The sequence below is a fragment of the Paenibacillus germinis genome, from assembly GCF_013141785.1.
Lineage (GTDB): Bacteria > Bacillota > Bacilli > Paenibacillales > NBRC-103111 > Paenibacillus_E > Paenibacillus_E phytorum.
This window is the reverse complement of sequence record NZ_WHOC01000041.1, coordinates 1-25766: the sequence shown is the minus strand read 5'-3', so window position 1 is coordinate 25766 and position 25766 is coordinate 1. Positions and strand designations below refer to the sequence as shown.

Annotated in this window: 27 protein-coding genes; 5 read left to right on the top strand and 22 right to left on the bottom strand. The window is 43.4% G+C overall.

The genetic code is table 11. The features are described from left to right. The 3 genes from GC102_RS08295 to GC102_RS08285 all read right to left on the bottom strand — a co-directional run. Positions 1 to 272: SRPBCC family protein (locus GC102_RS08295; protein ID WP_171689075.1), on the bottom strand; the 272-nt coding region annotated here is incomplete at its 3' end. Then, positions 269 to 598 carry an ArsR/SmtB family transcription factor gene (locus tag GC102_RS08290; protein ID WP_171689074.1) on the bottom strand — a complete coding sequence of 110 codons (330 nt, stop codon included), beginning with the start codon at positions 596 to 598 and terminating at the stop codon, positions 269 to 271. The genes GC102_RS08290 and GC102_RS08295, both read right to left, overlap by 4 nt. A gap of 81 nt (positions 599 to 679) precedes the next feature. After that, positions 680 to 1102, bottom strand: a complete 423-nt coding sequence (locus GC102_RS08285; protein ID WP_171689073.1) for a DoxX family protein — start codon at positions 1100 to 1102, stop codon at positions 680 to 682. A 258-nt stretch (positions 1103 to 1360) separates the two neighbouring features. Between GC102_RS08285 and spoVB the strand changes: the two genes are divergently transcribed. Then, positions 1361 to 2911 carry a stage V sporulation protein B gene (spoVB, locus tag GC102_RS08280; RefSeq protein ID WP_171689072.1) on the top strand — a complete coding sequence of 517 codons (1551 nt, stop codon included), beginning with the start codon at positions 1361 to 1363 and terminating at the stop codon, positions 2909 to 2911. Positions 2912 to 3184: 273 nt separating this feature from the next. Here spoVB and GC102_RS08275 read toward each other — a convergent pair whose 3' ends face one another. The 5 genes from GC102_RS08275 to GC102_RS08255 all read right to left on the bottom strand — a co-directional run bounded on the left by GC102_RS08275 (position 3185) and on the right by GC102_RS08255 (position 7184). After that, complete coding sequence (locus GC102_RS08275; protein ID WP_171689071.1) at positions 3185 to 4162, bottom strand: proline dehydrogenase family protein; 978 nt, start codon at positions 4160 to 4162, stop codon at positions 3185 to 3187. 80 nt (positions 4163 to 4242) lie between these two features. After that, the gene (locus GC102_RS08270; RefSeq protein ID WP_171689070.1) at positions 4243 to 5052 is read right to left on the bottom strand and encodes a helix-turn-helix transcriptional regulator; all 810 of its coding nucleotides are present in this window, start codon (positions 5050 to 5052) and stop codon (positions 4243 to 4245) included. Between the two features lie 173 nt (positions 5053 to 5225). After that, positions 5226 to 6473 carry a DUF4153 domain-containing protein gene (locus GC102_RS08265; protein WP_171689069.1) on the bottom strand — a complete coding sequence of 416 codons (1248 nt, stop codon included), beginning with the start codon at positions 6471 to 6473 and terminating at the stop codon, positions 5226 to 5228. 2 nt (positions 6474 to 6475) lie between these two features. After that, positions 6476 to 6694 (bottom strand): helix-turn-helix domain-containing protein, encoded by a 219-nt coding sequence (locus GC102_RS08260; protein ID WP_171689068.1) that lies wholly within the window; start codon positions 6692 to 6694, stop codon positions 6476 to 6478. Positions 6695 to 6704: 10 nt separating this feature from the next. Next, positions 6705 to 7184 carry a DUF2975 domain-containing protein gene (locus GC102_RS08255; RefSeq protein ID WP_171689067.1) on the bottom strand — a complete coding sequence of 160 codons (480 nt, stop codon included), beginning with the start codon at positions 7182 to 7184 and terminating at the stop codon, positions 6705 to 6707. Positions 7185 to 7462: 278 nt separating this feature from the next. Between GC102_RS08255 and GC102_RS08250 the strand changes: the two genes are divergently transcribed. Beyond that, positions 7463 to 9268 (top strand): SgrR family transcriptional regulator, encoded by a 1806-nt coding sequence (locus GC102_RS08250; protein WP_171689066.1) that lies wholly within the window; start codon positions 7463 to 7465, stop codon positions 9266 to 9268. A 119-nt stretch (positions 9269 to 9387) separates the two neighbouring features. On the opposite strand, the gene GC102_RS08245 is transcribed toward GC102_RS08250, so the two are convergent. The 6 genes from GC102_RS08245 to GC102_RS08225 form a co-directional block, all read right to left on the bottom strand. Next, on the bottom strand, positions 9388 to 10053 hold the full coding sequence (locus tag GC102_RS08245) for a carboxylesterase family protein (RefSeq protein WP_171689065.1): 666 nt from the start codon (positions 10051 to 10053) through the stop codon (positions 9388 to 9390). Positions 10054 to 10237: 184 nt separating this feature from the next. Further along, entirely contained in the window at positions 10238 to 11707 is a 1470-nt protein-coding gene (locus tag GC102_RS08240) for a putative glycoside hydrolase (RefSeq protein ID WP_171689064.1), read from the bottom strand. A gap of 173 nt (positions 11708 to 11880) precedes the next feature. Further along, positions 11881 to 12240, bottom strand: a complete 360-nt coding sequence (locus GC102_RS39050; RefSeq protein WP_216627988.1) for a hypothetical protein — start codon at positions 12238 to 12240, stop codon at positions 11881 to 11883. A gap of 43 nt (positions 12241 to 12283) precedes the next feature. Beyond that, entirely contained in the window at positions 12284 to 12826 is a 543-nt protein-coding gene (locus tag GC102_RS39045) for a hypothetical protein (RefSeq protein WP_216627987.1), read from the bottom strand. Between the two features lie 259 nt (positions 12827 to 13085). Beyond that, on the bottom strand, positions 13086 to 13436 hold the full coding sequence (locus tag GC102_RS08230; RefSeq protein WP_171689063.1) for a DoxX family protein: 351 nt from the start codon (positions 13434 to 13436) through the stop codon (positions 13086 to 13088). 38 nt (positions 13437 to 13474) lie between these two features. Then, positions 13475 to 13909, bottom strand: coding sequence for a VOC family protein (locus GC102_RS08225; RefSeq protein WP_216627986.1), 435 nt, complete (start codon positions 13907 to 13909; stop codon positions 13475 to 13477). 240 nt (positions 13910 to 14149) lie between these two features. Between GC102_RS08225 and GC102_RS08220 the strand changes: the two genes are divergently transcribed. Further along, positions 14150 to 15028 (top strand): sigma-70 family RNA polymerase sigma factor, encoded by an 879-nt coding sequence (locus GC102_RS08220; protein WP_171689061.1) that lies wholly within the window; start codon positions 14150 to 14152, stop codon positions 15026 to 15028. A 385-nt stretch (positions 15029 to 15413) separates the two neighbouring features. On the opposite strand, the gene GC102_RS08215 is transcribed toward GC102_RS08220, so the two are convergent. The 4 genes from GC102_RS08215 to argC form a co-directional block, all read right to left on the bottom strand. Then, positions 15414 to 15914, bottom strand: coding sequence for a ChbG/HpnK family deacetylase (locus tag GC102_RS08215; RefSeq protein WP_312883196.1), 501 nt, complete (start codon positions 15912 to 15914; stop codon positions 15414 to 15416). Between the two features lie 201 nt (positions 15915 to 16115). Then, on the bottom strand, positions 16116 to 16961 hold the full coding sequence (locus GC102_RS08210) for a hypothetical protein (protein ID WP_171689059.1): 846 nt from the start codon (positions 16959 to 16961) through the stop codon (positions 16116 to 16118). 217 nt (positions 16962 to 17178) lie between these two features. Further along, positions 17179 to 18030: a Cof-type HAD-IIB family hydrolase gene (locus GC102_RS08205; RefSeq protein WP_171689058.1), complete on the bottom strand. Its 852-nt coding sequence runs from the start codon at positions 18028 to 18030 to the stop codon at positions 17179 to 17181. A 317-nt stretch (positions 18031 to 18347) separates the two neighbouring features. Beyond that, on the bottom strand, positions 18348 to 19301 hold the full coding sequence (gene argC / locus GC102_RS08200) for an N-acetyl-gamma-glutamyl-phosphate reductase (protein ID WP_171689057.1): 954 nt from the start codon (positions 19299 to 19301) through the stop codon (positions 18348 to 18350). Between the two features lie 654 nt (positions 19302 to 19955). On the opposite strand from argC, the gene GC102_RS08195 reads away from it, so the two are divergent. Then, complete coding sequence (locus tag GC102_RS08195) at positions 19956 to 20429, top strand: MerR family transcriptional regulator (RefSeq protein WP_171689056.1); 474 nt, start codon at positions 19956 to 19958, stop codon at positions 20427 to 20429. Further along, positions 20410 to 20844, top strand: coding sequence for a hypothetical protein (locus tag GC102_RS08190; RefSeq protein ID WP_171689055.1), 435 nt, complete (start codon positions 20410 to 20412; stop codon positions 20842 to 20844). Before GC102_RS08195 ends, GC102_RS08190 begins: the two co-directional genes overlap by 20 nt. Before the next feature lie 466 nt (positions 20845 to 21310). Here GC102_RS08190 and GC102_RS08185 read toward each other — a convergent pair whose 3' ends face one another. The 4 genes from GC102_RS08185 to GC102_RS08170 all read right to left on the bottom strand — a co-directional run bounded on the left by GC102_RS08185 (position 21311) and on the right by GC102_RS08170 (position 25290). Continuing rightward, positions 21311 to 21943, bottom strand: a complete 633-nt coding sequence (locus tag GC102_RS08185) for a LysE family translocator (RefSeq protein ID WP_171689076.1) — start codon at positions 21941 to 21943, stop codon at positions 21311 to 21313. A 518-nt stretch (positions 21944 to 22461) separates the two neighbouring features. Further along, the gene (locus GC102_RS08180; RefSeq protein WP_171689054.1) at positions 22462 to 23745 is read right to left on the bottom strand and encodes an IS110 family RNA-guided transposase; all 1284 of its coding nucleotides are present in this window, start codon (positions 23743 to 23745) and stop codon (positions 22462 to 22464) included. 191 nt (positions 23746 to 23936) lie between these two features. Then, positions 23937 to 24533, bottom strand: coding sequence for a TetR/AcrR family transcriptional regulator (locus GC102_RS08175; RefSeq protein WP_171689053.1), 597 nt, complete (start codon positions 24531 to 24533; stop codon positions 23937 to 23939). A gap of 7 nt (positions 24534 to 24540) precedes the next feature. Continuing rightward, complete coding sequence (locus GC102_RS08170; RefSeq protein WP_171689052.1) at positions 24541 to 25290, bottom strand: alpha/beta fold hydrolase; 750 nt, start codon at positions 25288 to 25290, stop codon at positions 24541 to 24543. Between the last annotated feature and the right edge of the window lie 476 nt (positions 25291 to 25766).

Here is a 25766-nt window from a genome sequence, read left to right as displayed (position 1 = left end):
TGCTTCTCCCCTCCGCTGGCCCAAGTATAGGACACCCGGTTTGGTGCGTCCACGATAAGCACTTCTCCGTTAATAATGCCATCCCAATATTCAGACGGCTGAGTGCGAAACTGAAAACGGTGTCCTACGACGGGCTCAAAATCATTATCCATCGCCTGACCGTTGTGGATGTTGACCACCCACTTGGCAAGCTTGCTTGAATCGGTTAAGGCGGACCAAAGCTTCTCAATCGATGTCTTGTACTGAAAATCCAAGGTTAATGTTAAACTCATTCTTCTTCCTCCTCTAATAGTTGGTTCAAGCGCAACATATTCGTACGCCAAAAATTGCTGTAGAAAGCCACCCAATCTTGAATTTCTCTGAGTGGAGCGGCGTTTAACCTAAATCGTGTTTCTCTGCCGACTTTTCGATCAAGTACCAGTCCGGCCTCTTTAAGGATTGTCAAATGCTTGGATACCGCTGTACGGCCCATTGGAAACTGTGCCGTTAATTCATGAAGCGGTATCTCCTCTGCCTCTGCTAACAAACGAATCAGTCTGCGCCTAGTTGGATCTGCAATCGCGTCAAACACATCTCGCAACTGGTTATTCTCGCTCATAGCACCCCCGCCTAAATATTATTTTCTGTAGTAGAAATCTATTAGTGGTACGAAGGGACAGCCGTTGATTTCACCACCTCCTTAAAGTTTGCGGCTCTTTGGACGTAGCGCCCACGAGGCGATATTTAGTGCCGCATATGAAAGCGGAAGGATAATATGAAACCCGTAATCACCATAATCGTTAGCAAACGCATGAGATAATGCCGCACCAGTCATTAAAAAGAAGAGACCAGCATGAGCCCATTCTTTAAGCCGAGGAAAACCTGGCACGACGATAGCAATGACTCCAAGTAATTTCCAACTCCCGAGAATGTTCGTGACGTATAATGGGAAACCAATATTAGTCACTAACTCGACATTTCCCCCATATCGCATCAGTTGCCCAATACCACTTAACGTAATAGATGCTGCGAGTAGTAATGTGACTGTCCAATAAGCAATCATTTTTCCTCGGGGCTGGGTTTCTACTTTCGCGGTTGTTTCCATACCAATGATCGTACTCATTTTGTTTCCTCCTCATAATTGTTGATTCAAGTAAAACTTATTCAGGTTACAAACCTTCCACTTGACTTATTGCTAATTAGACACCATTTAGTGACACTTTGATTATAGGACACCATTTAGTGTCCTGTCAACAGCATTTTTAAACTCCGCATGAAAACGTTTGTTAGCAATGTGTGACAACACTTACACCGGCTTGTTCGCATGCTTTTCCAATTTTTGAATACATTTAAGTATTCGATAAACAGGAGGACACAAGTCATGTCACAACATGGGCAATCGTTCATGAGAGGTACGCTGGTCTTGTCTGTCGCTGCTTTCATCAACCGTATTCTCGGTTTTATCAGCGGCATGTATATCGCTCGCGTACTGGGCGCAGAGGGAATCGGCATCTTGATGATGGCGCATCCGCTCGTCCCGCTCGTCATTACGATTACGGAGCTTGGATTGCCGGTGGCAATTTCAAAGTTGGTCGCAGAGGCCAACGCTCGCGGCGAACGGGTGAAAGTAAGGCGCATCCTGCATGTATCCCTCGCTGTTACGGGCGTTTTGAGCGTAGCGCTCACGACCATATCGTTACTTGGATCTGAGTGGATCGCATCCATTCTGCTAAGCGACCAACGCGCTTATTACGCGATGCTGGCGATTACGCCGATCGCGCCGATCGTCGCTGTCTCCGCCGTATTAAAGGGATATTTCCGCGGCATGCAGCAGATGAAGACCATTGCAGCTTCCGATGTGCTGGAGCATACGGTGCAAATCGCCTGTGTACTTGCGCTGGTTCACCTATTGCTGCCTTACGGCGTCGCTTATGCGGCTGCCGGAGCAATGGCTGCCTCTGTTGTCAGCGAAGCGGTCAGCCTCCTATTCCTGGTGACAAGCTACAAGCTATACGGTGAATCGAAGTTGCCGGGCGAGACTTGGGCAAGCCACCTGAAAGAAGGAAGAAGCACACTCGGCGAGCTGCTGCAGATCGGACTGCCGACGACCGGGCACGGTGTCATTCATTCGTTATACAGCACCTTCCAGCCGCTTCTTATTACAACCAGCCTGGGGCTGGCCGGCATCGGCACGGCGTTAGCCACGAAGCAATTCGGCCAGCTGGCCGGCTATGCGTTTCCGCTGCTGTTCATGCCAAGCTTTATCACACAGTCCTTGTCCACCGCTCTTATTCCTGCGATTGGCGAGGCAGCGGCGAACAAGAACAGTCTGCTCATTCATGAGCGGATGAATCAGGCTATGATCTTGGGACTCCTGATCGGCGCGCCGGCGACCGTTATCCTGTACGAGTGGGCAACTCCACTAACGACACTTGTCTATAATGCGCCGGAAGCAGGATTGCTTCTGAAAATACTGGCGCCGATGTTTTTCCTGCATTATTTCGACGCTCCGCTTCATGCGATTCTGCTCGGGCTCGGCCGCGCGAAAGCTACGTTGTGGAATTACGTAATAGCCACCGTATTCAAGGGTGTCTCTATCTTCGTGTTTGGCAGCCAATTTGGTATTATTGGCGTTGCATTCGGCATCGGTATCGGTATTGTGATGCAAACACTGCTAAACTTCTTTTCCATCTCAAGCTCGATCGGATTTTATTGGAGTATTCGTCCTTATGTCAAGGTTGGGATCTGCATGATGCTGATGGTGATATGCGGACACTGGACCTATAACTATGTTGCCAGCCACGGTATGCCACAGTTATGGTGCGTAATCACTTCAATCGTCTCTTCCTTGTTTCTCTATTTCGCCGCACTCATATTGACGGGTACGTTGAATTGGAAAAGTACGCGCCATAGATTTTCGATTCCGTGGTAAGTTTACTTGAAAAAGAAAAAGCAGCCATGATCGGCTGCTTTTTCGTTGCTTGCTTATAGCGTAATGTTCTTTTTCCATGTTAATTAATGCCTTGCTCATTCCCACTGAATAATTATTCCTTCTGAATTGACTAGTAATATTACCATTAATCTTGGCTATTTTACCTTTGACTATTAAAACGTCTTTCAAAATCAAGAGAAGAGTAGAAATTATTGAAAAAAGTCCTGCGAATCGCTTAGTCAAGATAAGTACCTGCTTTCAACAATATCCTTTTTAGCCATACGCTTTAATAACCTCAACCTCAACTTCCTCATTACTTACCATATCCATCACAGCTTGAAAAAGATTCGGCGGGTATTCGGCAATCCGATGACACAAGTACAAAAACCATTGATGCCCATATGTAAGATAGATCCTTACTGGATGCCCAGCTGCTTTTAGACTGCTGCTCAAATCCGGACGAATTCCATACAACATTTCGAATTCTACATCTGAGTTGGATAACCAGCCACGCTCCAGCACTTCTTCGATTATATGTTCATCATGGGTAGCGATAGACACACGGTGTCCTTGGCGAATCGTGCTTTCAACAAGTTCCAAATAACGATCACTAAGCGTTGAAGATCGAGGGATCGAGCAGTCAGCCGGTTCTTGATAGGCGCCTTTGACGATGCGTATACGACTAGGTGAGGCAACTATAGCAGCCAAATCCTGTGGCGTTCGTGTCAAGTGCGCCTGCAAAGTAATGCCAATGTTCGGATTAAAAGAGGCTGCTCGCTCATAAACAGATAGTATGTCATCTGTCTTGCTGGACTCTTCCATACTAATGAATAATTCAACCCCAGCTTCCTGGGCTTGCTCAGCTAGATTCATCAGATGTGAAAAAGCAAACTCCTTATCCAAGGAAAGCCCGATATGTGATAGATCGAATGATACACGAGCTGGGACCCCGCCTTGGCTTAAGTCATGGATCAGGGCCATCATCTCCAATGCGGCTGCTTCACATTCAGTGGCAACAGTTGTATTTTCACCAATATACTCGATGGATACTGCGTAACCTTTAGCCAATAACTTGCGTCCCACATTGAGTCCGTCTTTGCGATGTTCACCCGTTACATATCTATCAGCCGTAAGACGTAACAGCCGATTCACTTGTGGTGTCTGCTCCACATAAGATTTTAGGTCTGAACGGCGCGCGATAGATTTTAGTGCAGCTGTAAATTGTTTTTCCAAATCTGATACTTGGTACATGATGTCAACTCTCCCTCTTTCAAGTTACACCCAGTATACTAGGATGAAGGAGGCTGGTATTGTAAATAATTGCTCTTTTTTTAAATTGATAAGGCGTATTTATGCGGTGTAGTCCCGACTATCTTGTCAAATGTTTTCGCGAAGTGACTCTGGTCATAGAAGCCCACTTCTACTGCAATTTCGGCTATCGATCGTTTCTTCATCAATTCCGACTTCGCATGATTAATTCGCAGTAAGTTTTGATAAGCATGCGGGGGCAGATGACTCCACCTCTTATAAATACGAATGAGATGAAATCTGCTGATTCCAGCTTCGTTCTCCAAATTCTCCAACGTTATCTGTTCGGAAAAATGTGCATGTATGTATTCCTTTATAAGTTTAACGTATTTCTGGTCTTGCTTTCCTTGGTGTGTTTCATGTTCAAGATCGGAGGTGTTCTGACTAACGAGTGCTTGTACCAGGTCGATTAAAGCAGTTTCGATCTCAATCGGAGAGGAGGTTCTGGTAAGTGCCTCCATCGTACGGTTGATGTGTACACGGCAGGCTTTATTTTTACCCTCTCCCAATAAGAACGGGATATGAAGCTGATCAAGCTCCCGTTGCTTGAGTCCCTGGAACCAATTTGGATGAATGAACAGCATCTTGTATTTCCATTCTACGCCCGTATCGGGGTAACATGCATGCAGCATCATTGGCGGAAAGCTGATCAGCCGTCCCCTTTCAACATAATGCATTGTTCCGTCACACCAAGCATTCGTTTCACCTTCATCAATTAACCCAATCGAATATTCCTCATGGAAATGCTTTTGATAGGCAAAATCGCTCTTCAGACATCTCTTTGCTTCCAAGAAAGGCAGCGCATCATCGCGGTAAAAGGTTACATCAGGCATAATTCGAGTCCTCTTCTTTACAGAATTAATCATCTTATTTTACTACAAATTGGCTTGATTTGAATGATATATTGTTGCGCTAATCTGCCCGTCCCTTGAATGAACAAAAAAGGAGCCGCTGCAAGGAAATAGGCTTACTAAGTTAGGTTCGAAATTACATTAACAGAGCCTTTCTAATAAAAAATTAAAGGAAAAGTAAATGTAACGAAAGCTGCCCAAAGTCCGTAGACCGGCAAATACTTAGTAACGGCATCTTGGATGGCCAACGGTCCGGTTTTGTTTTGTAGAAAACGCATATAGGAGAGCATAATCCAAATTAGATTGGCCCAGATCAGTATGTTTACGCCTAAAACAGCAAGTCTGTTGGGCGTAATCCCATAAGAAGAAAGCCTGAACACTATGGCTGATAAAGCCACACTGTCAATGATAAGAGCAAGAACAATTAGGGCAAAATTTATATAATCAGAAATGTTCTTTTTCTCGTCTGTGCCGCTTTCGGTAATGGAGAATATGGTGACGGCCAATACACTAAGGAGTATTCCGTTGAAAGATATGAGGAAATTGCGGTCCAAGAATGGATTTTTCCCGACCCAAATAACCGTTATAAGATAGACCAACAATGTTGCCAGTACAAGAGGACTAAAAATTTTGGCTATATAGGGTGCTATATTTTTAGCAAGTTTAAGGTTCCTAGATACGAGGTATGTAGCCACAAGAGCGAGCGCGGCAGCACCAAATAAAACGATATTTTTAAAATAGAATTCAGATATATCCATGCCGACAAATCTAAATAACTGCATAGTTAATCCTGTTAGCAGCATTCCGCTAATTGCCATGCTGGCGTAGAGTATGCAAAGTTCCCCATTAAATTTAAGATAGGCTAATCTTATGCTGCCTCTGCCATATTCATTTCCTGTAAATGCAAGCCCTAATACTACCCACAAGAATATGGGAAGGTGTATATACGCCAGGATAATACTGTCTTTTTGCTCTAGTGGCAGCATATTCAGATAAAACCCGGAGATTAGGAATGACGATACTAGGGTGTACAGAACATTTTTTTTAGGGAAATTATTGAAAACAAAATAGATGGCAATTAAGGGAAGAATACCAAATACAAGGTTAATAGGGGCTATAGCTTGCTGTTCGACAAAATGAAAAATGATCCTTGTGCTAATCCCGGCCAGAATTGCTAAAATCCCCATGGATAAGAAATCTTTCTGAAACAAGGAAGCTTTTTCTGTATGTACAGTCTCCTTGAAATGCAATCTTTCATACCAAACAGCAAGAACCTGCGAATCAGGGTTTTGTTCCCAGGCGTAGGAGAATGACTTTGTAAAAGCTTCGGGTTCTTTTCTAAACATTCTCTCCAGCTCTTGGGGATTAGCTATATTTTCAATAATCAGATTGTTAATGCCCATGGTTATACCTCCCCTTCATCGCTTCTGTATTCTAAAACATCCCCAGGCTGACAATCTAAAGCCTTACAAATCGCCTCTAAAGTGGATAATCGAATCGCTTTTGCCTTGCCATTTTTCAATATAGAGAGATTAGCCATCGTGATTCCAACCCTCTCCGAAAGTTCTGTTACGCTCATTTTCCGTTTAGCCAACATCACATCAATATTGATGATAATCGCCATGTTATTCACCTCAGACCGTTAAGTCATTTTCTGATTTTATATCTATGGCATTTTTTAAAAGCTTTTGAAGAACAGCAGCAAAGACTGCAATCACCATGGAGGCAAAAATAATGACCATTCCGATTACTATGATACCTGGGGCATCGTCTTTCTCTGCTATAAGATAGAAGAGTGGCATGCCTACCACATATAGGATACTGATTGTGATTGCACAGTATTTTATATTCTTTAAAACTTGTACAGATAATTCCGAGAAAGCTTTGTTCTTGTCAATATAGCTTAAAAGTTTAAAAGCTTGATACAAAGCAAAGTAAAAAGGTATCGCCGTTGCATACAAATCGATTAAAACGAGATATTTCATATAAGTATGATCTGGATACAATTCTGCTGCAAAATTCGCTATCTCTGGCACCAAAAATATACACAAAGCAAGAATCGGAATTCCAATAAGAAAAACAACTACCTTTAAAAAGAGTGTTTCTCGTTTCATAAAATGCACCTCACTTAGTTATTGTCAATTTGATTTTAATACATGATTTATCGTTTTACAATATATAATTACCGATTATAATTATATTATTGTTGTTATATACATATCCCTTAAATTTTAGACAAAGATAAAAAGCATTCCTCATTACCAAGAAATGCTCTATACCTTTTAATTTATATCTGCCGAAATTGGGCCGTAGTCTCAGATATCCTAAAATGTTATACTTCAATAATCTACTACGATTCTCTGTATTTTTAGCGACCAAAGGGGTGATCGGCATGCTGATAGCTGAACGCTATCTGACTTTATACGACCGTTTTGGCGGTGGAAACTCGAATGGCGAACCTGTGGAGGCAACTCTAGAAGAGTTGGCAAATGCGCTATTCTGCACGTCAAGGAACGTGAAACTTGTGCTGAAGAAATTAGAGGAAGAGTGTCTCATAAATTGGCTGCCGGGCCGCGGTCGCGGTAATCGATCACACATAATTTTCAAGGTGCATAAAGAAAACTTCTTGCTCAACCTGGCTACGTCCAAAGCAGATCAAGGCGATTACCGCACATCGTTCGAAGTGCTCAGCAGTTACGGTGAAGGAACAGAAGCCAAGATCAAGTTCATCGAATGGCTGAGGGGGAGATTCGGCTATCAGAAGGAAACGGTGAGAGGTCTTACTGAATGCGATACGCTTCGTTTTCCCGTCTACCGCAGCGTCCAAACACTCGATCCTGCTATAGTGAATTATGCCTTCGACTCACACATCATCCGGCAAATCTTCGATCGTCTCGTCACGTATGACGAGACAGTAGATCGGATAGTTCCCGGAATTGCTCATGCGTGGAACACAGATTCGCAGGCAATGGAATGGACTTTCTATTTGCGCAAAGGTGTCTTGTTCCATTCAGGTCGTGAACTGACCTCTCAGGATGTAGTCTATACCTTCGAACGGCTTCGCTCTCAAAACATGCCAAACCGCTGGATGATGAGAAGCCTTTCGGTTGTGGAAGCTCTCGGACCGCGTACTGTGCGTTTTGTACTCTCGCAACCGAATCGGATTTTTGACCGTTTTTTATGTGCAGCTGCTTCTTCCATCTTACCTCTGGATTTGAACGGACACAGTGAAGATGACTATTGGCGACTGCCGACGGGCACTGGACCTTTCCAACTGATCTCCTTTTCTCCACATCGCATCGAGTTGGCTGCCAATACTTCCTATTATGCGGGAAGACCCTACCTGGATGACGTCGATATCATCATCATGCCGGAAGATTGCCAACAGGTGTCTACAATTGGCTTGCCTTCCGTGATGCAAACTCAAGATGGGGATAAATCGGAGCAGGAAGAGAATCCAGAAGAAAAATGGCAATCTCTCGTCCGGTTATGCAACGGCTGTACGATGATGACATGGAACGGGAATAAAGAGGGGTGGACACAGAACGAGAATTTCCGCAAAGCCGTAAGTCTCTTGCTCGATCCCGTGGCTATGCAAGCCGAACTAGGCGGAGAACGCGTGCTGCCTGCTTATTCTTTACGCCCTGAAGACAGCTTGCAATATGAGCGCAAAACTGCAACCGATCCGGAAATCTATCATGCACTGTCCCAATCCGGCTACGACGGGACCGAGCTTCGACTTGTCGTACACGAAAAGTATGAACGAGACGGACGATGGATCGCAACGCGCATGACTAACTTTGGCATTGCTGTCGAGCTGTTTTTGGCGAATTGGACGCAAATTTTAGATCCTAAAATCATATCTAGCGCCGATTTCACTATTTCGGGAATCATTCTAGCCGAAGATGACGTCTGCGAGATCGACATGTATGAACATGAGGAATGCATCTCCAGTACTTATCTGACTCCTTCACTCAAATGCTGGATTCTTGCCAAGATTGACTTGGCTCTTGGCTCTGACAGCGTTCAAGCCCGTAGAAGCCACATGCGCGATATTGAGACACGGCTTAGGGAAGAGTGCCATATCATTTTCCTGCACCATCGGCAGCTGAATACTTATATGCATCCTTCGGTTAGAGGCGCTTCATTCAACTCTAACGGCTGGATTGACTTCAAACAAATTTGGCTGGAAAAATGATCAAAAGATACCGCTTCAAGTATAGTGTTAAACTCCCCCCGTTATTTCATTTAAGCAAAAAAAGGAGCTGCTGCGAGCAAGCTCCTTTACTATCGTTTCTCGTTAATGTAAAAACAACTTCATTTCCTTAACGTTAAAGAATGACCTAGAAACCAGGTATATAATTCCGGATTATCGTATGTTTCTGTCCATGAGTTATGATTCATCTCAGGATAAATGGTGAAAGTGACATTTCCACCATTTGCGCGAAGTACGTCTACCATTTTTTCCGATTCAGCAATAGGAACTACATCATCCTTCGCGCCATGGAATGCCCAGGTGGGCGTTCCTGTTAGTTCATTTATCCGGTTGGGGTTACCTCCACCACATATTGGAGCGATAGCCGCGAACCTTCCTGGATACTCTGCTGCTAAGTGCCACGTCCCATAACCACCCATGCTTAGCCCCGTCAAGTATAACCGATCTGGATCTACGTTGTAGTTTGCGATAATCTCATCCACTAAGGCCATCAATCCGTCTTGTTCAGCATTCCAAAAAGAATCCTCCGGGCATTGAGGGGAAATTGTAATGAATGGAAAAAAAGGATCCCGTTCTGCTATCATAGGAATTCCATGAGCTTTTACCAACTCCAGATCATCTCCACGCTCACCTGACCCGTGAAGAAATAAGATTAAAGGCCACTTAATTGAGGATTCTTTTTCATAACAATCTGGCAAGTGTAAGAGGTATTTCATCCGCACTTTTTTTGTTACTTCTATTTCCAATTTATTTGCGGTTTGACTCATTGTATCTCCCTCACTTTTGCGATAATCTCCCACATGGGATAAAGATAAAATTCCCCATATTTCCCGAAATTCCTTCAGTTGTATTTTTACCCTTTAACTGAATAGACTGCTCGAAGTTCAAAATCGTCTACATATTTAGATTCAGATGCTGCCCGGTTGGTTCCGAGGCAGCCTTGTCTTTGTGTTATTCAGCAGGTATATAGGTTACACCTTCTGTGTAGGAATTGTTAGCATTCCAGATTAGGTATTCATTAACACCAGCATCTTTTAAGGCTTTAATTTGTGCATCTACTTCAGCCTTGCCATATTTAATATAATTGCCAGCACCTAACCAGCTTGCTGTAAAATCTTGAATCCAAGGACGTGATAAGGGGGGAGTCTGGAGCTGTGCAAACTTCTCTTTTTCAGCCTTCATATATTCGGCAACAAGTCTATAGGGGTCTTTATCTGGTTTTGGAATTCCGAAATAACCATTAGACCAATGACTTGGATAAATCATAGACGAAATTACATCTACTGAGCTAGAAATGCGGTTAAAGTTCTGACCGATACCTGGAGCTTCAGGCAATGTAGCCGTATATCCGAAGATATCAACAGACACTTTTACTTTATACGGTTTTAGTTGTTCTCCGGCATATGCGACAAAGTCGCTGACAGCATCAACACGAAGCTGTGTCATACGTGCTTTATCGCTAAAATCCGGTGCTTGGGGTGCATGTTTTTTTAGATCAGACATGCTCTTTTGAGTATCGTCCAGTGCTTTTTTATTTTCATCGGTTTTTGCTGAATTGTAGGTATTCGTAGCATCTGTCAACTTTATTTGTAAAGAAGTCAAATCGTCTTGATATTTCTTAGAGGCTTCCGTATAATCTTTTTCTTCTTGCACAAACTTAGTTGGTTTTTTATCCTTGTAATCGCCCAATGAATATTTAAGAACTTTATCCCTACTTTCAAAGCCTTCCGGAAATCGAACATAGTCAAATTGGATCTCTTTAAACCCAATTTCTGCAGCTAATTTTGCAACATCAACATTATAATGCCATGTTTCTTGAAGGAATGGGTTGATAAACCCGTCACCTTTTCCATTACGCCAAACACTGTTGCCGTCTAAATAAGAGAGGTCTGGACGTTTTTTCGCCAAAACCGTATCTTTAAAGGCTACAATACGTGCGATAGGATAAATTTTAAGCTGTTCAAGAGTTTTCATGAGTGCTTGGGGATCTTTTATGTAAGGTTGGCCAAATTCTGCAAATTTGCCCTCAGGTTTAAATGTGATATAGCCATCATCATCTTTTATATCTATCACCATTGCATTTAGGTCTGTGTTATCAACAAGTGACAGAAGTTTAGACATACGGCTCCCCCCAGCTGACCAACCTGTTACATAAATTCCACGTACTGCATCTGGATAATCGAAGTGTACTGGGGGATCAAATGCAGGTGCTTGACTTGCTGCAGGTGTTGGCGACACCGCGAGCGGTGAATCTGAGGGCGATGGCGCGGATATGGGTGTGGGCGTGGGCGTGATTTCTGGTGCAGACGTTGATGGCGGTTCCGATGGATTCGGCGTGTTTAAAGCGACTTTTGACGACAAACAGGCTGACAACGAGAGCACTAAAAATAGCATAATAAAAATAAGACCTTGTTTCTTCACGATTTTCTCCCCCTTCTCCCAAAATCACTCAATTCTAATAGTTATTTTTAATTGGTAATAACGGGAAATTTGGTACTCAATAATTGAAATATTCGCGAAGGGATTAAACTATGCTGCTCGTATGTACAATAAATAAAAAAAGAGCCGTCTAAGGCCCTCTTCCATCGGATACATTAGTGTCGTGTTGAATACCAGTCCAGCACTCGTAAGGCGCGGAGAGTGTTCCAGCGGCTAGGCTCGCCTTCCACACCTTCCATGTCGAAGTGAACTCGATCGGGGTGAGAGTTCTCGAGCGGCCATTTCCCGTTTTGGTCTTGTTTCTTCACCACTAGACCGACGGCCTCGGTGACCCGTTCATCGGGTTCGACACCGGCGCTGCGTAAGTAATCCAGACCCCGCAGCACGTCGTAATGCCACGTGGTCGGGAACGAGAAACGCGTCCAATTGGGATCGATCACCTCGCCGGATGACAAGGACCTCAACATGCGACGCTCCAGAAGATACTCTTGTGCCCGGACGCGGGCTTCGGTCACCGCAGCAGTTTCACCCTTAGCCTTCTCGTACTCTAATAGTCCTTCATATGGTACTGTGGAACGAGGAACGTCGACTTTGAGGGGCGTTGCAATTCCAGCCTCCGTCCTCAAGCTGCTCACCGAGGAGTCGATCGACTAGCCGACCGCTTGCCTCTCCGAAGTAGGCACCCACTCCAAGGATCCAACCATTGACACAGGGCTCGGTCTCGCCGTCGAAGTAGGGCAGGCCGCCCATTTGCTGCGGCCAGGTGATGTTGTCACGCACTAGGCCGATCGATCTGCGGGCTTCCTCACCCGACGGATCCAATCCTAGGTCCTTCAAAAGCAGCAAGGTGTAGCTCGTGCACAACCAGTTCCGTGCGTCGGCGTCACCGCCCCAGTTGCCCTCGGAAGATTGCAGGCCGAGGACCCGGGCACCCCAACCTTCCGAGACAATCCGCGACCGCTCTGCGGCAACACAGTCATCGGGCTCTTCGGTTAGGTCACGCATCACCTGCCAACGGATCGCAGGGTCCCCGCCAAGCAGCCACTCTATTACTGATTTCTTTGGCTTCGGGATTTGCCATTCGGGATTTTTTGTAGTCATCTAATGGTCCTCCTTAATTTGGTCAAGTTCATACTACGTATCCTCCTTGGCTGTTTTTGACCATCGCTAAATATTTATATTTTTATATTCGCGAGGTGATTGAACTATCCTTCCCGTTAGAGCTCAACAAAACTATTTGGCCGACGACGTGTTTCAACCCCCTCGACTTAGAAAACAAAAAGGCTTACCCGACTTAGGGCAAGCTCTTGGTTTAAGAGTTAATAAATTTAGATGATGCTTTCTTAAGAAAAGGGAAGTATCAGACCGCCGCATTAACGATGGTTAGAATGATGATTAACGCAGTAAACATGAGGGCCGGTGCCGTTTTGCCGATCGGATCTTTGACCCTGAAATGCGCGAGACACGCCAGTAACATCGTAATTCCAAGCCAAATGCAAGCCCACGTGACCGCATCTGAATACCAGTAGCCGATGATGAGTATAGCGGCACCGACTAACTGGACGACGCCTGTGACGACACGAAACCACTGTGGTATTCTAAGATTGTTGAAAATATCGACCCAATACTTGGCCCCTATGGTCTTTGCAGTGCCTGAAAATACATAGTATAAGGCCAGCAAGCTTTGAAGAACGATGAAAAGAACAGTCATTAGGATTTCCTCCCCTTATTTTAAGTAACAGTGATTGATCACTGCTGTCCTCTTGTGAGAATTCGGAACGTGACGCCGAATTTATCCGTTACATTGCCGTAAGCGGGACTGAAAAAACTTGCCTGCAGCGGCTCATTTACTTGACCTCTCTGCTTCAGTGCTTCAAAATATTGGGTAGCCTTGTCTTTGTCATTGGTTTGAACAACGATGGTCACTTGCGTTCCCTTCTGGTAGCTGCTGCCGGTAACATTGTCGGTGAGCTGAAGCTCCGATTCGCCGATTTTCAAGATGGCGTAGCTTATCAAATCTTTCTTTTCTGGAGGCAGCGGAGATTCCCGATTTCCCGGCAAATCGCCGAATCGCAACGTATAGACAACCTTGGCATCCAGCGCTTTCACGTAAAAATCAATAGCCTCATTAGCGCTGCCGTTCATTTCAAGAAAAGGGATCAAACTCGTACTCACAACAATCATCTCCTTAGTTTATATGTTTTTTTGCCAGGACACCCGGTATGGCCTCTTATTTCGTAGTGGCCGATTTCCCTTGTCACTAATTATGTCGGAAGTCAGTGAGGAAACGTGACCGATTCGGTGAAAAAAATTTTTTGGATGCGTAACTCAGAAAAAACTGCAGATATCGTACATCTCTGTCACATCTGTTGAGTTTCATACGACATATAAGTAAAAATGAAAACGAAGGAAGGGACGTAACGTATGAACGATCATCATTGGCTTGTGGAACAATTCGAGGCGCATCGGAATCATCTGCAAGTGGTGTCTTACCGGATGCTCGGATCTCTGAGCGAAGCGGATGACGCTGTACAGGAGTCATGGATACGCCTTAGCCGCTCCGATACTAGTGGAGTCGAGAATATGGGAGGATGGCTGACAACAATAGTCTCCAGGGTGTGTCTGGATATGTTGCGATCTCGCAAATCGCGGCGTGAGGAGCTTACGCTAGTGAGTGTACCTGAGCCGGTTGCTAGCCGCCAAGATGGAAGCGATCCCGAGCACGAAGCACTGCTGGCTGACTCTGTTGGTCTTGCGATGCTTATGGTCCTCGGAAATTTGAATCCCGCCGAACGCATTGCGTTCGTATTGCACGATATTTTCGCCTTGTCTTTCTCGGACATCGCCCCGATCATAGGGCGTAACGAAGTTGCAGCAAGACAACTTGCGAGTCGTGCGCGTCGTCGGGTTCAGGGGGCGAAAACGACCGCTGATTCAGAGGATTTCAAGCGAAAACGGGAGCTTGTAGATGCTTTCCTAGCTGCGTCGCGCTCAGGAGATTTCGAGAAACTTCTTGCGGTATTAGACCCCGATGTCGTGCTCCGAAACGATCCTGCATTTCCACCGGTCGCCGCATGGCCAGTTGTTCACGGTGCGCATGATGTGGCCATGGGATTTGTTGGTCGTGCCCAAGGTGCACGGCCGGTGCTCGTGAACGGATCTGTGGGCGCAGTCGTGGCTCCTCGCGGTCGACTACTTTTCGTACTCGAACTCAAGATTGTGGATGGGAAAATCACCGAGATCGACATGATAGCCGAACAAACTCGTCTTCGCCAGCTCGACATAGCAGAAATGAACGATTGATAGGGCTAGCTTCAATGAGCAGCTATAATAACAATAAAATAGAAATACAAAAGCAAAAAAACGCTCTGTCGCAGACCGCAGACAATGCGTTTTTTTGCTTTGTTCAGTAGACAATGTTTTTACTGCTTATACCAATGACAATACCGAATGAACCATATGGGGTGGATCATTGCCGTAGATGGCTCATAACCACAGTCGGTGTTTATATTATCACTCTCCAATCACTCCAATCAAAGTGGATGTACAAAACAGTTATAGGAATCCTCCCCTGCTCGCCAAGCCGAAATGCCGGATGCTGCCGCAATCCACTTAAACAGAATGTTTTCAAGGACAGCTTTGGCGATCTTTCATGAGGAATAGATGCGCTGCGTGTAACGTTCTTCGTCTAACGTTGTTTGTCACGGATGTCCTTCCATGAAATGAGTTTGATGTTTTCCTTGTTTAAAAACTGCATAATATCTAAATCACAGAGTAAGCGGAATTCCATCTCCCTCTCAAAATAACAGTTTGTTAATCGTTTTAATTCTTCAGTTATTATAGCGGGATGTACTGTCAACTGAGTGATACCAGGCTTCAAGTTTTCTATCATATTCATAAACTGCGCCTTCACTGTCTCATACTCTACATGCGTGTTAAAGCAATACGGAAGAGAAATCATATCATCAATTAATAAAATACCGCGCCTTTCGGCCGAGGAGATTCTTTTCGAAAACCTTTCCTTTTGTTCTTTATTAAAAAATGGCTGCAGTATCCTTCTAGGTAAATTAAAGGGAAGTTGATACTCGTGACACAGATCCAATGCGATTTCAATATACGATCTGATTCTTTGAAACCTAATTTTGAATTCATCTACTTTTCTCCTAACTTGAGATGCAAGTTGAAACACGAGCAAGGGCGTAAGCACATTTGTACTTACGCCCTTGCTCACTTTTGATTCATCGATTTTAGTTCATTAAACATTGGATTTTGAAAAAGTATATAGTTTCCATCTCAGACAAGCCACCACGTTAAACTGCCTTTTAGTTCTATGAAAAAAAGCAGGCTGCCTCAGCTTCTTGCCGTATTTCAAGTAATGTTATCCATTAGCTTAGGGCTTGGGTGGTAGTTGTATAGAGTTTTTCTTTAAAAATTTTACAGTTAAACGGATGACATTCTTGGCTTCTTTCTGTTTCACTAATGTTTTGATCACTTCGGGTATGTTTTCTAAAATTCCAAAATGACGTACATTTTGAATTACTTCTAATACCTTCCCCGATCCACATTTCTGAAAGTCATACCCTATAGTGTTGATAAATGCTATTAAAATCAAATGAAGTACCACAATACGATCCCAACGCAATCTGTCTTCAAGTCGATTCATACCATTGAAAAATTCAGAAAGGGAAGAGAAATCTTTCAACCTGGCATCAAAATCTTCCAACGTAATAACTTTCCCATCATCTACGAATCTATCACACATACTACGTAAATGATCACTATAAAAATGATCATACTTACTATTGTAGGGAACACCGTCAAATAATCTGACATCCGTGCAAATCCAATGTAGGGCTTTTAGAAACATTAAGAACTCAATGTCTTTTCTGTTTCCGATCTGTGAGTCGATGTATATAGCTTCATTTTCAAACATTCGAACGATTGTTAATACACGAAGGAAGCGGTACATGGTTGATTTATGATAGTATGATTCATTAGCCAACCACCCCTTTTCTTCATTTTCATATAAATTTAACAAACGATAATGCAGTTCAGTTGCTGCTTCTAAAACCCTTCCCTGATAACTACCGATTAACTCACGTAATTTCTTCTTTTGCTCATAGCTATACTCTTTCTTTAGTTTATAGGAAAGAGATCTGTTGTCGAAGAAAGATTTCAAAGATATGCTAAAAAGCGTTCCTAAAATGGTTGTAATTAGTGCTACGATAGCTGACACAATTGCAGCCTGCATAGTAGGATTTAAACTTATAAAATTTGTTTGCATCAGTACTACATTATAAAATATCAATGGTTATAGTATCTGTTTAATTTCCCCCCTTGTATCTCACCTTTTTTATGTTAATTTATCAAAGCATCCAAGCCATCTGCACACTCTCATGGACATAAGAAAAGCACAACCGCTTGGATTGTGCTTTGATGAAACTTCTCTTTTTTTAACTATCGTTTCCGTTAGCGGAATGACCTGCAGAGTGAATAGGTATTAACTCGAAGTTAGCCTGCATCTGCGAAATACCTGGGATTTTCTCTAAAATTAAAGCAACTCCATCATTATCATTCGTTTCTGTTATTTCCGTTGCAATCTCTTTTAATTCTTTAATTGCATTCCCCATGGCTATTGATATACCACAGGATTGAAACAATCCTAAATCATTAAAGTCATCTCCAAAACACATAACATCACTCATTTTATAACCTAGCGATTCACTCAAATATTTAACAGCGAGTTCTTTAGACGATTTTACAGACATTATTTGAATCAACTTTCCATCATCTGTGCTCAAAATATTAACCTGGTCTCCAAACTTTTTAATTATATGTTCAGAATCATTACAATCAGTAATAAGGATTTTCGTACAATCATAGGTTTTTAGTATTTCTTTACTAATAATTGTTGGGTTTGTTGTAATCTTCATCATTTCTCGATAATCTAAAAATTTATAAGTGAACCATTCATCCTTGACTTCAACACTAATATTGGCTTCAGGGTCTACCGATAGGCAATAATCGAAAATAGAACCAACTAATCCTTTTGATATTGAATAGTGAATTTCCCGATCTGTAACATTGCATTGAAATAATGCGCCATTATAAAAAACCACCGTTCCAAAAGAAAACAAATTTATATCTTCATATTTCACGGCCCTTGGCGGACGGGCTGTTGCAAAAATTATATTAATACCCTCAGCTTTCACCTTCTGTAAAGCAAATAAATTTCTTTTAGATATTTGTTTTTTTGAATTTAGAAGAGTACCATCTAAATCCAATACAATTAACTTAGGTTTCATAACTTCTCTCCATCCACCTTAGGGTACTTTCAGCTAACATACGTCTTTTATATGAACTTCATCTACCATTTGTTCTGTTTAATTTCCAAAACTGCCACGTCCAGCTCTTTATCCATTTTACATGAAATAAACCTCACGATTTTAGCACATTTTTCGGCATACACATGTAACTGACCTGCTTAATAGCTCTATGGAGCTGCTGGCATCGTTCCATGGGCAGCTCCATGGTGAATTATATTGAACTCTCGTTCCTTGCTAGCGGAATGACGTAGTTTCCTCTGTGCTACGGTTCTCCGTGCTGTCTGTAACGGCAAGTTTTACAAGATAAGCCCCAATCCCTCATCAAGTCCCAACATTATGTTCATACATTGAATTGCTGCTCCCGATGAACCCTTCCCGAGATTGTCCAGTCTGCATGCGACAAGAACTTGATCGTCATTCCCTAGGACAAAAATCTCAGAATAGTTGGTTCCGTTGCATAGTGTCGGATCAAGAGCATACTGGGAATTTCTCTTAGTATCATCAAGCGGGATGACTTTTACAAACGTTTCTCCTTGATAATAGTCTGTGAGGGCAGTATGTATCTCCTGAAGGCTAGGTTGATTAATAAGCAAACGAGTAACCAAAGGAACCGTCACAACCATACCATTATAAAAATTGCAAACAGTCGGAAGGAATACAGGCTGGAACTCAAGATCCGTAAATTTCTTCATTTCAGGTAAATGCTTATGATCCAAGTTTAAACTATAGTGCTGTGTGTGCCTTAGGCTGTCGATTACATCACTAAAACTACCTGTCTCGTATTGTTCAATTAATGCCTTGCCCCCACCACTATAACCCGTTAATGAGTGGCAACAAACCGGATAACCACGTGGAAGGATTTCCCTTTGGACAAGTGGATTAATCGCAAGCACAAATGCAGTAGCGTGGCAACCTGGCACTGACACACGAGCAGCGTTGGTTATCTCGCACCTTTGTAAAGCCGATAATTCTGGCAAGCCATAGGTCCACGCATCTTTGGTACGAAAAGCCGTACTGCTATCAATAACCCGGGTATTAGGATTCATAATGAGTGTTAGGGCTTCTCGGGCAGCCTGGTCTGGTAGACACAAGAATACAATATCTGCTTCATTCATTAACTTTATTCGGATCCCGGGATCCTTCTTATGCTCCTCCGAAATCGATAGAAGTTCAACATCGTTTCGTTGGTTAAGTCTTTCATGTATTTTTAATCCCGTCGTCCCGTACTGGCCATCAACAAATACTTTCATAGCATATACCTCCGTACATATAATGAATAATTATACGTTATAACGTATTTATATACAATTTTATTTCCCAATAAACTAAAAGTTTCTATCCAAAGAATCCACTCCATTGTTAGGAGTGTTTTGTGTTTAGATACATTACGGTGAACCGTATCATAATCTCAAAACGTTTGCTGCGCTATCCGTTACTTTAATGAACAAAAAAAGGAGCTGCCGAGGCAAGCTCCTTCACTAACGTTCTGCGTTAGCGTAATAACAAGAAGTAATTCCAGATTCATATTACCGCACTAGAGACTTCATGTCCTTTATCACCATTTCTACTCGATCATCTTTTTCATGGGAACTTTCGTATGAGCTAGTCTCCAGCGAGACAATAACGCGAAAATAGACGTTTGGGGCAGTTATGGATATCGGCGATTTTAAATGAGGACAGGTGCGCGGGCCTGTTCATTGTGCTTCTCCAAAAGCGAAGATTCTATTCTGGTTCCTTAGATGTACGATCACCGTTTGTAAATAGCGCTTCAGGTTGTCAACGTTGAGTGCAAACAGACTTTGCACTCACGGCTATCTTCTTAGAATTTGTTTCATAAACTTTTATTGCGAAAAAAATGAAATATAACTTGACATTGGAGTCAACTCTAATGATATTCTGATTTCATGGAAAAACGTTATTCTATACAAGAGGTTTCGCGGATACTTGGGATGCCGAAGGATACTCTTCGGTATTATGACCGGATAGGGATCGTCTCGCCGTCCCGTGAAGACAATCGGTACCGCAGGTATTCAAAGGACGACCTCATCGACTTGATGAATATTCAGATTATGCAGTATGCAGACTTTTCTCTTGACGAAATTAGGGGGAAGTTTGGTTTCCGCAAGATGGAGAAAATCGACCCCGCTTACTGCGAAGAGGTTGCCGCGTTCCTAGATGCCAAGAACGCAGAAACGCGCAAAAAGATTGCTCATCTGGAAAAGGTCAGTCTGCTGCTCGACGTCGCAGCCGAAACGCTAAGGGACTTTAATAACAAAAGTGACCAACATCTAGCAGAGATCGTCCGCGAGATTTACAAGGATATCCAAAAGGAGGAACCAGGAATTTCCAAGGGAGGTTGTGGTAAACATCAAGGTTAGGAATTTTTATTATCTGATTGCAGGCGTCCTTGCGATGCTGTTCGCCGTCACGCACGCATGGAACGGGCAATCCTCTGTGCTGCCGACGCTCAACATTGAGGCGATATCCGTGGGTACCCGGACTGTATTCACGTATGTCTGGCACATCATCACGGCGGAAAATCTGGTCTTCGGCATCGCTTTCATTTTCATGTCATTCCAAACCGAACGATCAAAGATCCGGTTTTCCGCATGGCTGATCGCGGCGATCCTGATCGTCCGACTGATGGTTATTCTTGGTGTAACGGCATTGCTTGACGTATCGGGGCTTACGAATACGCTTATAGATTCGATTGCCATCGTGATCTATGTCGCCCTCATCATACTGGGCACAAGAATGAAGAAAAAGCAATACGATAGTCAGCAACCACAGTAACAGAGATGTCCGAGTTGTCTTCTAACTCTGAAAGATGGTAAACCAAATGGACTTTCCGCCGAAGGACAGAAAGATGCCTGCAAAATAGAAATCAGTTTTTTTAAACAAGCTTATCCTTAGGGTAAGCTTGTTTTCGTGTACTTTCATGTTTAAATCTAACTTTGACCATTCGGATTTAATAAATAATATGTATGCCTCCATTGTTAAATATTTCGATTAGAGTTGGGTGAAAAGCTATAAATTTCTCCGCTACTGTTCAGTGATAATAAAGTAATAGACCGGGAGTCCTTATTTATCAAGGAATCCCAGTCATTTTAATGGCATGATATTTATAAAAGTGTTAGACTCATTTTCGTATTGAAGTGTTGCTTAAGTTAAATCCGAATAATAAAGTTGTAGACTGCCTCATTGAGCTATCGTTTTTCGTTAGTTCAACGCTTCAATAATCGCCTTTGTTTAAAACAACTTATTGCCGGCGTTCAAAAACAAGACGTACAGCAAGACCAGTTAAGACACTCCCCATGAACCAACGCTGTACTGATAACCACGTAGGGCGCGTGCCGAACCATGTGGCAACCCTACTCGCAGTAAGTATAATCAAGAGGTTGACTGTAAAACTAACGGTTATTTGAACTAGACCTAGAGACGCGCTTTGAAAAAACAATGATCCCCGCTCAGGGTTTTCAAACTGAGGCAGTAGTGACACATATAGAATAGCTATCTTGGGATTGAGCAGGTTAGTCATGAACCCCATTAGAAATAACTTCTTTGGCGGGTCAATTGGAAGATTTCGAGTCGACAATATAGTTGTAGCTCCAGGCTTGACTGCATTCCAAGCAAGCCAGAGTAGATAAGCAGCACCTGCTATTTTGACTGTTTCGAAAACAAATGGAACCGCAGTAAAAAGTATCGTGAGTCCGAGCATTGTTGCAATGATGTAAACAAGAAAACCAAGCATGACGCCAAGAAGAGAGATAAGTCCCGCCATACGCCCTTGCGTAATAGAACGAGAAATTAAGTAAATCATGTTAGGACCAGGAGAACAAACCATACCAAGCGAAACGAAGGCAAAGGCTATCAAAGTACCGAAGCTCATGATAATTTTTCCCCTTTCTGAATGGATCCTTTTAAACTAGGGCCATAACTGCATATAACTTTATATACCTCTATGATTTTTGTCAATTCCGCAATTAAACTGCTTGAGATCAACAAAATTCACACCACGCAAACCTGCCCGTTACTTCCCTCGGTATTAAGGGATTTTCTCACGTTTACTCGCTCATTCGCAGGATTACACCCTCTTGGTAAAAAGGATATAACGGTATAGTAGTGGTAGTGACATCACCGAACGGCCATGAAGGCATACTTAAATAGAGGATAAGTCTTAACTTCCTCATTATTCCAATTACTGCACGCTTTCTCCACAATGCCCTCGGGGGTTCACCCTCCCAGATCTCAACGGGTCTATGCCCTTACCATCCTTCGTTACACCTGTCCAAGGGGTGGAGGACGATCAAGTTCAATATGCGGGTCTGTGCCCTTAAGTAACGGGTAATCGGTACTCCGTGCTTTCTTTGTAATCCTGCGAATGAACCAACCTACGTATATAGATTTACTTTAAGCTACACTGTCATGTATAACCGCTTTGTCAGTAGAAAAAGACTCTCCTCGTTGAGCTAGACCAACCAGAATACGTGCTAGCTTACCAATTAATTTAAACATTGAACGGTACTTTTTCATGTGCCTTACCTGTACGTTATGTTCATGCCACTTCCGAAATAACTGATTGTTCCCAATAAGACGTAAGGTCGCTAAATACAAATACTTTCGCAGCGTTGCATCTCCACGTTTAGAAAGTACGATCTGCCCCTTCCGTTTCCCAGACATACTCTCAGCTAGGTTCAGGCCTGCTCTTCTCAGTAATTGTCGTCCATGGGAATAGAGGCTTAGATCACCTGCACCGGAAAGAATTGCCGCAATGAAGATGGGTCCAAGACCTTGAATGGAGCGAAGTTGTTGAGCCAAAGGTATCTTGTCCAGGAGCACCAAGATTTCTTGCTCAATCATCTCTAGAATCTCGACTATGCGGCAATACTCATCGAGTAGCCGGCGCAAATCCTGTTTAGCTTCGTGGGTAGCTACAATTTCTCCTATGCTTCTAGCTGCAGAAGCGATGAGCTGTGCAGCCTTCTCTAGCCCTGTAGTTCCGCCAGCTCGTTTCATGTGCTTTCTCCAGCTTGCTATGACTTCCGCTGTAGTCACCCCATGTAAGTCTGCTGGAACAGGGAATTCATAAAGCGTCGCCAAGGATCGCTTGCAGGTCCAATCTGAAAACACTAACGTATATTCGGGAAAACGAATATCCAACCAGCGAATGATTCGGTTCTGAAGCCGTATGCTATTCGCTACCCAAAACTCTCGATCACTCATGATAACGCGCATCCTTTCAAAATAATGCGATTGCTTTGTGTATTCAGAGTAATACCCCCGACTAACAACATCCGCGATGACTAGAGCGTCCTTCGGATCATTTTTAGAAGGAGAATTATCTCTATTCTCCTTGTTTCTTTTCGTCGTAACAGGGTTCACCAGAACAACGCTTAACCTCTGTTCTACCAGCCAATTCACTAAATTAAACCAATAGTGCCCCGTCGGTTCCATTCCAATTATTATGTTGTTCAAACGGTGTTTCTGCTGCAACTCATTAATCCAACGTCCAAACCTTTCAAACCCTTCCTTGCTGTTGGTAAACGTAAGATGTCGTTTAGAAAGAACAATTCCGCGAAAGTTCGTTGCTTGCGCGACATGTGCATCCTTCGCTATATCGATGCCAATTACTAAGTGAGATGGAGTAATTCGTTCTATTCGTTGATTTTGTTCGTCTGATTGCTTAAACTTCATAATAAGAGCGCCTCCTTGATGGTGTTGGGTTTCAAACCCGTGGACAAACCCATCATACCGAGGCGCTCCTTTTTTGACAAAGACCATTTTTTAGGCCCTACAGGAAGGTTCAACAGGCTGCCGAGTAAGCCGGCAGCCTGTTGATATTGTGCTATTGTTATCCGTTAACTCAATGTTATCTGCGATTACTATTATTCTGCTGAGTAGATGCAATATTCCTGAATGATCTGCTCTTTAATCTCTTTGACCGGAAATCCATTAGGGTAAGTAGTCAACATCAGCATCGCACCATGAAGAGTTGCCGAGAAGTGAAGTGATCTCAACCTTGGTTCTCTCACCCCAAGATTCTCGAACATCTTGCACTGCAGTTCAAACTGTATGCGGGACTCTTCGTTAAGTTGATCTCCATAGACCGCAAGGACACGATCGTCTTCTGGCTGTGTTTGCAAGTTCAAGTAAAATCGATATACGTCTGGGCGGCGGTATACATTATCTAACGCGCCCTCCACGATATAACGAAGCTGGTCTACCGGAGTCTTGAGCGCAGCGGCAGTCTCCATCACTTCCACAAGTTCTCCGATTCTTACTTGAACCAAAGCAGCGAGAAGCTCTTCTTTGCCTTTGTAATAATTGTAAAGCAAGCCCTTGGATATTTGGGCCTGTTTGGCTACATCATCGATTGAAGTGGTATGGTAGCCTTTCTTTATAAAAATCGTCATCGCTGCGGCTTCGATTTTATCTTTAGAAGCCTGTCGAATCCGCTCATTCTCTTCTTGGGTACGTGGCACAGGTGAGTCAATCCTCCAAAAATTCAGTTATATGGTGGAAAAGATCTTCAGGATGAGTAAGATTTAACATATGGTCTCCTCCTGCAACTTGAACGAACTTAATATTCGGAACCAATCGAAAATGATTTTCGATCGTAAAAATGTCATCGTGATCTAGGGTTCCACGAATAAACAATGTCCTTGTTCTTAACTCATCTAAACGATCAATGGCAGGAGGCTTAGGCCATACCGCACCAATTGCAGCCCACTCGAACATTCTATTAATGTTATGCTCCGTCATGATTCTCATCAAATCGCGATGGGGACTGTTCTTGATTACGGAACAAAATGGTGACGTGACAACAAGCTCTGTCATTTTGGAAACATCCGGTGCAGCAGCCTGAATACTTTGAAAGGATGCGAGCAGGTCTGGCGAGTGAACAAATCCCGACAAAGCAGGAGCAACTAAGATGAGTTCTTCTAGGCGTTCAGGATAGGAAAGAGCGAATTCCGTTGCAATCTGGCCTCCAATCGAGTGGCCAATGACAGCAGCCTTTTCGATCCGCAAATGATTCAAAAGATTAAGAACGTCTGCAATGTAATTAGCAGGTTGGGTTTGGGATGGAGACTGCCCACACCCTCGTCCGTCGAAAGTGATGACCTGATAATGGCTTGCCATAAGCGGAACTAGATACGTCCAGTCCCTCGAATCGGAGCCACCTCCATGAATCATCACGACAGGTTTTCCATGACCCGTTACTTCGTAATAAAGGTCCATTCATATTCCCCCAAATAATGGTTTTAACCATACTTTATCATTGAACGAACATTCAGTCAATAAAATGTTGCACAACAACTTACGGCAGTATAATGCCCGTTTAGCAGCAAAAGGGCATTGACCCATTCCGTTAGAAAGACCGGCCTCCACCCCTTGGATAGGTATGACGAATGAGAGGGCTTAAGACCCGTTGCGACATGGGAGCGAAAACCTCCAGGGGCGGCGTGGAGAATGCGTGCAGTAAATGGAATAAATTGGGACAGCTATCTCCCCCTCTATTTCCTCATGCCCTTCATGTTGTCGACTTTGCTCATAAGATTTCCCAAATACTGAGTGCTGTGACTTCCGTCACATAAGCTTCCTCCCGTTTCTGATAAGCTAATCGGTGTAAGAGAAAATAGCAAATCACCGAATGGAGGATGTATCATGTTTTGTTACCAATGCGAACAAACGCCGAACGGCGGCTGCAAGGTTAT

Coding starts and splice junctions, on each gene's coding strand:
- GC102_RS08290 (WP_171689074.1), bottom strand. CDS start 598: ATGAGCGAGAATAACCAGTTGCGAGATGTGTTTGACGCGATTGCAGAT.
- GC102_RS08285 (WP_171689073.1), bottom strand. CDS start 1,102: ATGAGTACGATCATTGGTATGGAAACAACCGCGAAAGTAGAAACCCAG.
- spoVB (WP_171689072.1), top strand. CDS start 1,361: ATGTCACAACATGGGCAATCGTTCATGAGAGGTACGCTGGTCTTGTCT.
- GC102_RS08275 (WP_171689071.1), bottom strand. CDS start 4,162: ATGTACCAAGTATCAGATTTGGAAAAACAATTTACAGCTGCACTAAAA.
- GC102_RS08270 (WP_171689070.1), bottom strand. CDS start 5,052: ATGCCTGATGTAACCTTTTACCGCGATGATGCGCTGCCTTTCTTGGAA.
- GC102_RS08265 (WP_171689069.1), bottom strand. CDS start 6,473: ATGGGCATTAACAATCTGATTATTGAAAATATAGCTAATCCCCAAGAG.
- GC102_RS08260 (WP_171689068.1), bottom strand. CDS start 6,694: ATGGCGATTATCATCAATATTGATGTGATGTTGGCTAAACGGAAAATG.
- GC102_RS08255 (WP_171689067.1), bottom strand. CDS start 7,184: ATGAAACGAGAAACACTCTTTTTAAAGGTAGTTGTTTTTCTTATTGGA.
- GC102_RS08250 (WP_171689066.1), top strand. CDS start 7,463: ATGCTGATAGCTGAACGCTATCTGACTTTATACGACCGTTTTGGCGGT.
- GC102_RS08245 (WP_171689065.1), bottom strand. CDS start 10,053: ATGAGTCAAACCGCAAATAAATTGGAAATAGAAGTAACAAAAAAAGTG.
- GC102_RS39045 (WP_216627987.1), bottom strand. CDS start 12,826: ATGACTACAAAAAATCCCGAATGGCAAATCCCGAAGCCAAAGAAATCA.
- GC102_RS08230 (WP_171689063.1), bottom strand. CDS start 13,436: ATGACTGTTCTTTTCATCGTTCTTCAAAGCTTGCTGGCCTTATACTAT.
- GC102_RS08225 (WP_216627986.1), bottom strand. CDS start 13,909: ATGATTGTTGTGAGTACGAGTTTGATCCCTTTTCTTGAAATGAACGGC.
- GC102_RS08220 (WP_171689061.1), top strand. CDS start 14,150: ATGAACGATCATCATTGGCTTGTGGAACAATTCGAGGCGCATCGGAAT.
- GC102_RS08205 (WP_171689058.1), bottom strand. CDS start 18,030: ATGAAACCTAAGTTAATTGTATTGGATTTAGATGGTACTCTTCTAAAT.
- argC (WP_171689057.1), bottom strand. CDS start 19,301: ATGAAAGTATTTGTTGATGGCCAGTACGGGACGACGGGATTAAAAATA.
- GC102_RS08195 (WP_171689056.1), top strand. CDS start 19,956: ATGGAAAAACGTTATTCTATACAAGAGGTTTCGCGGATACTTGGGATG.
- GC102_RS08180 (WP_171689054.1), bottom strand. CDS start 23,745: ATGAAGTTTAAGCAATCAGACGAACAAAATCAACGAATAGAACGAATT.
- GC102_RS08170 (WP_171689052.1), bottom strand. CDS start 25,290: ATGGACCTTTATTACGAAGTAACGGGTCATGGAAAACCTGTCGTGATG.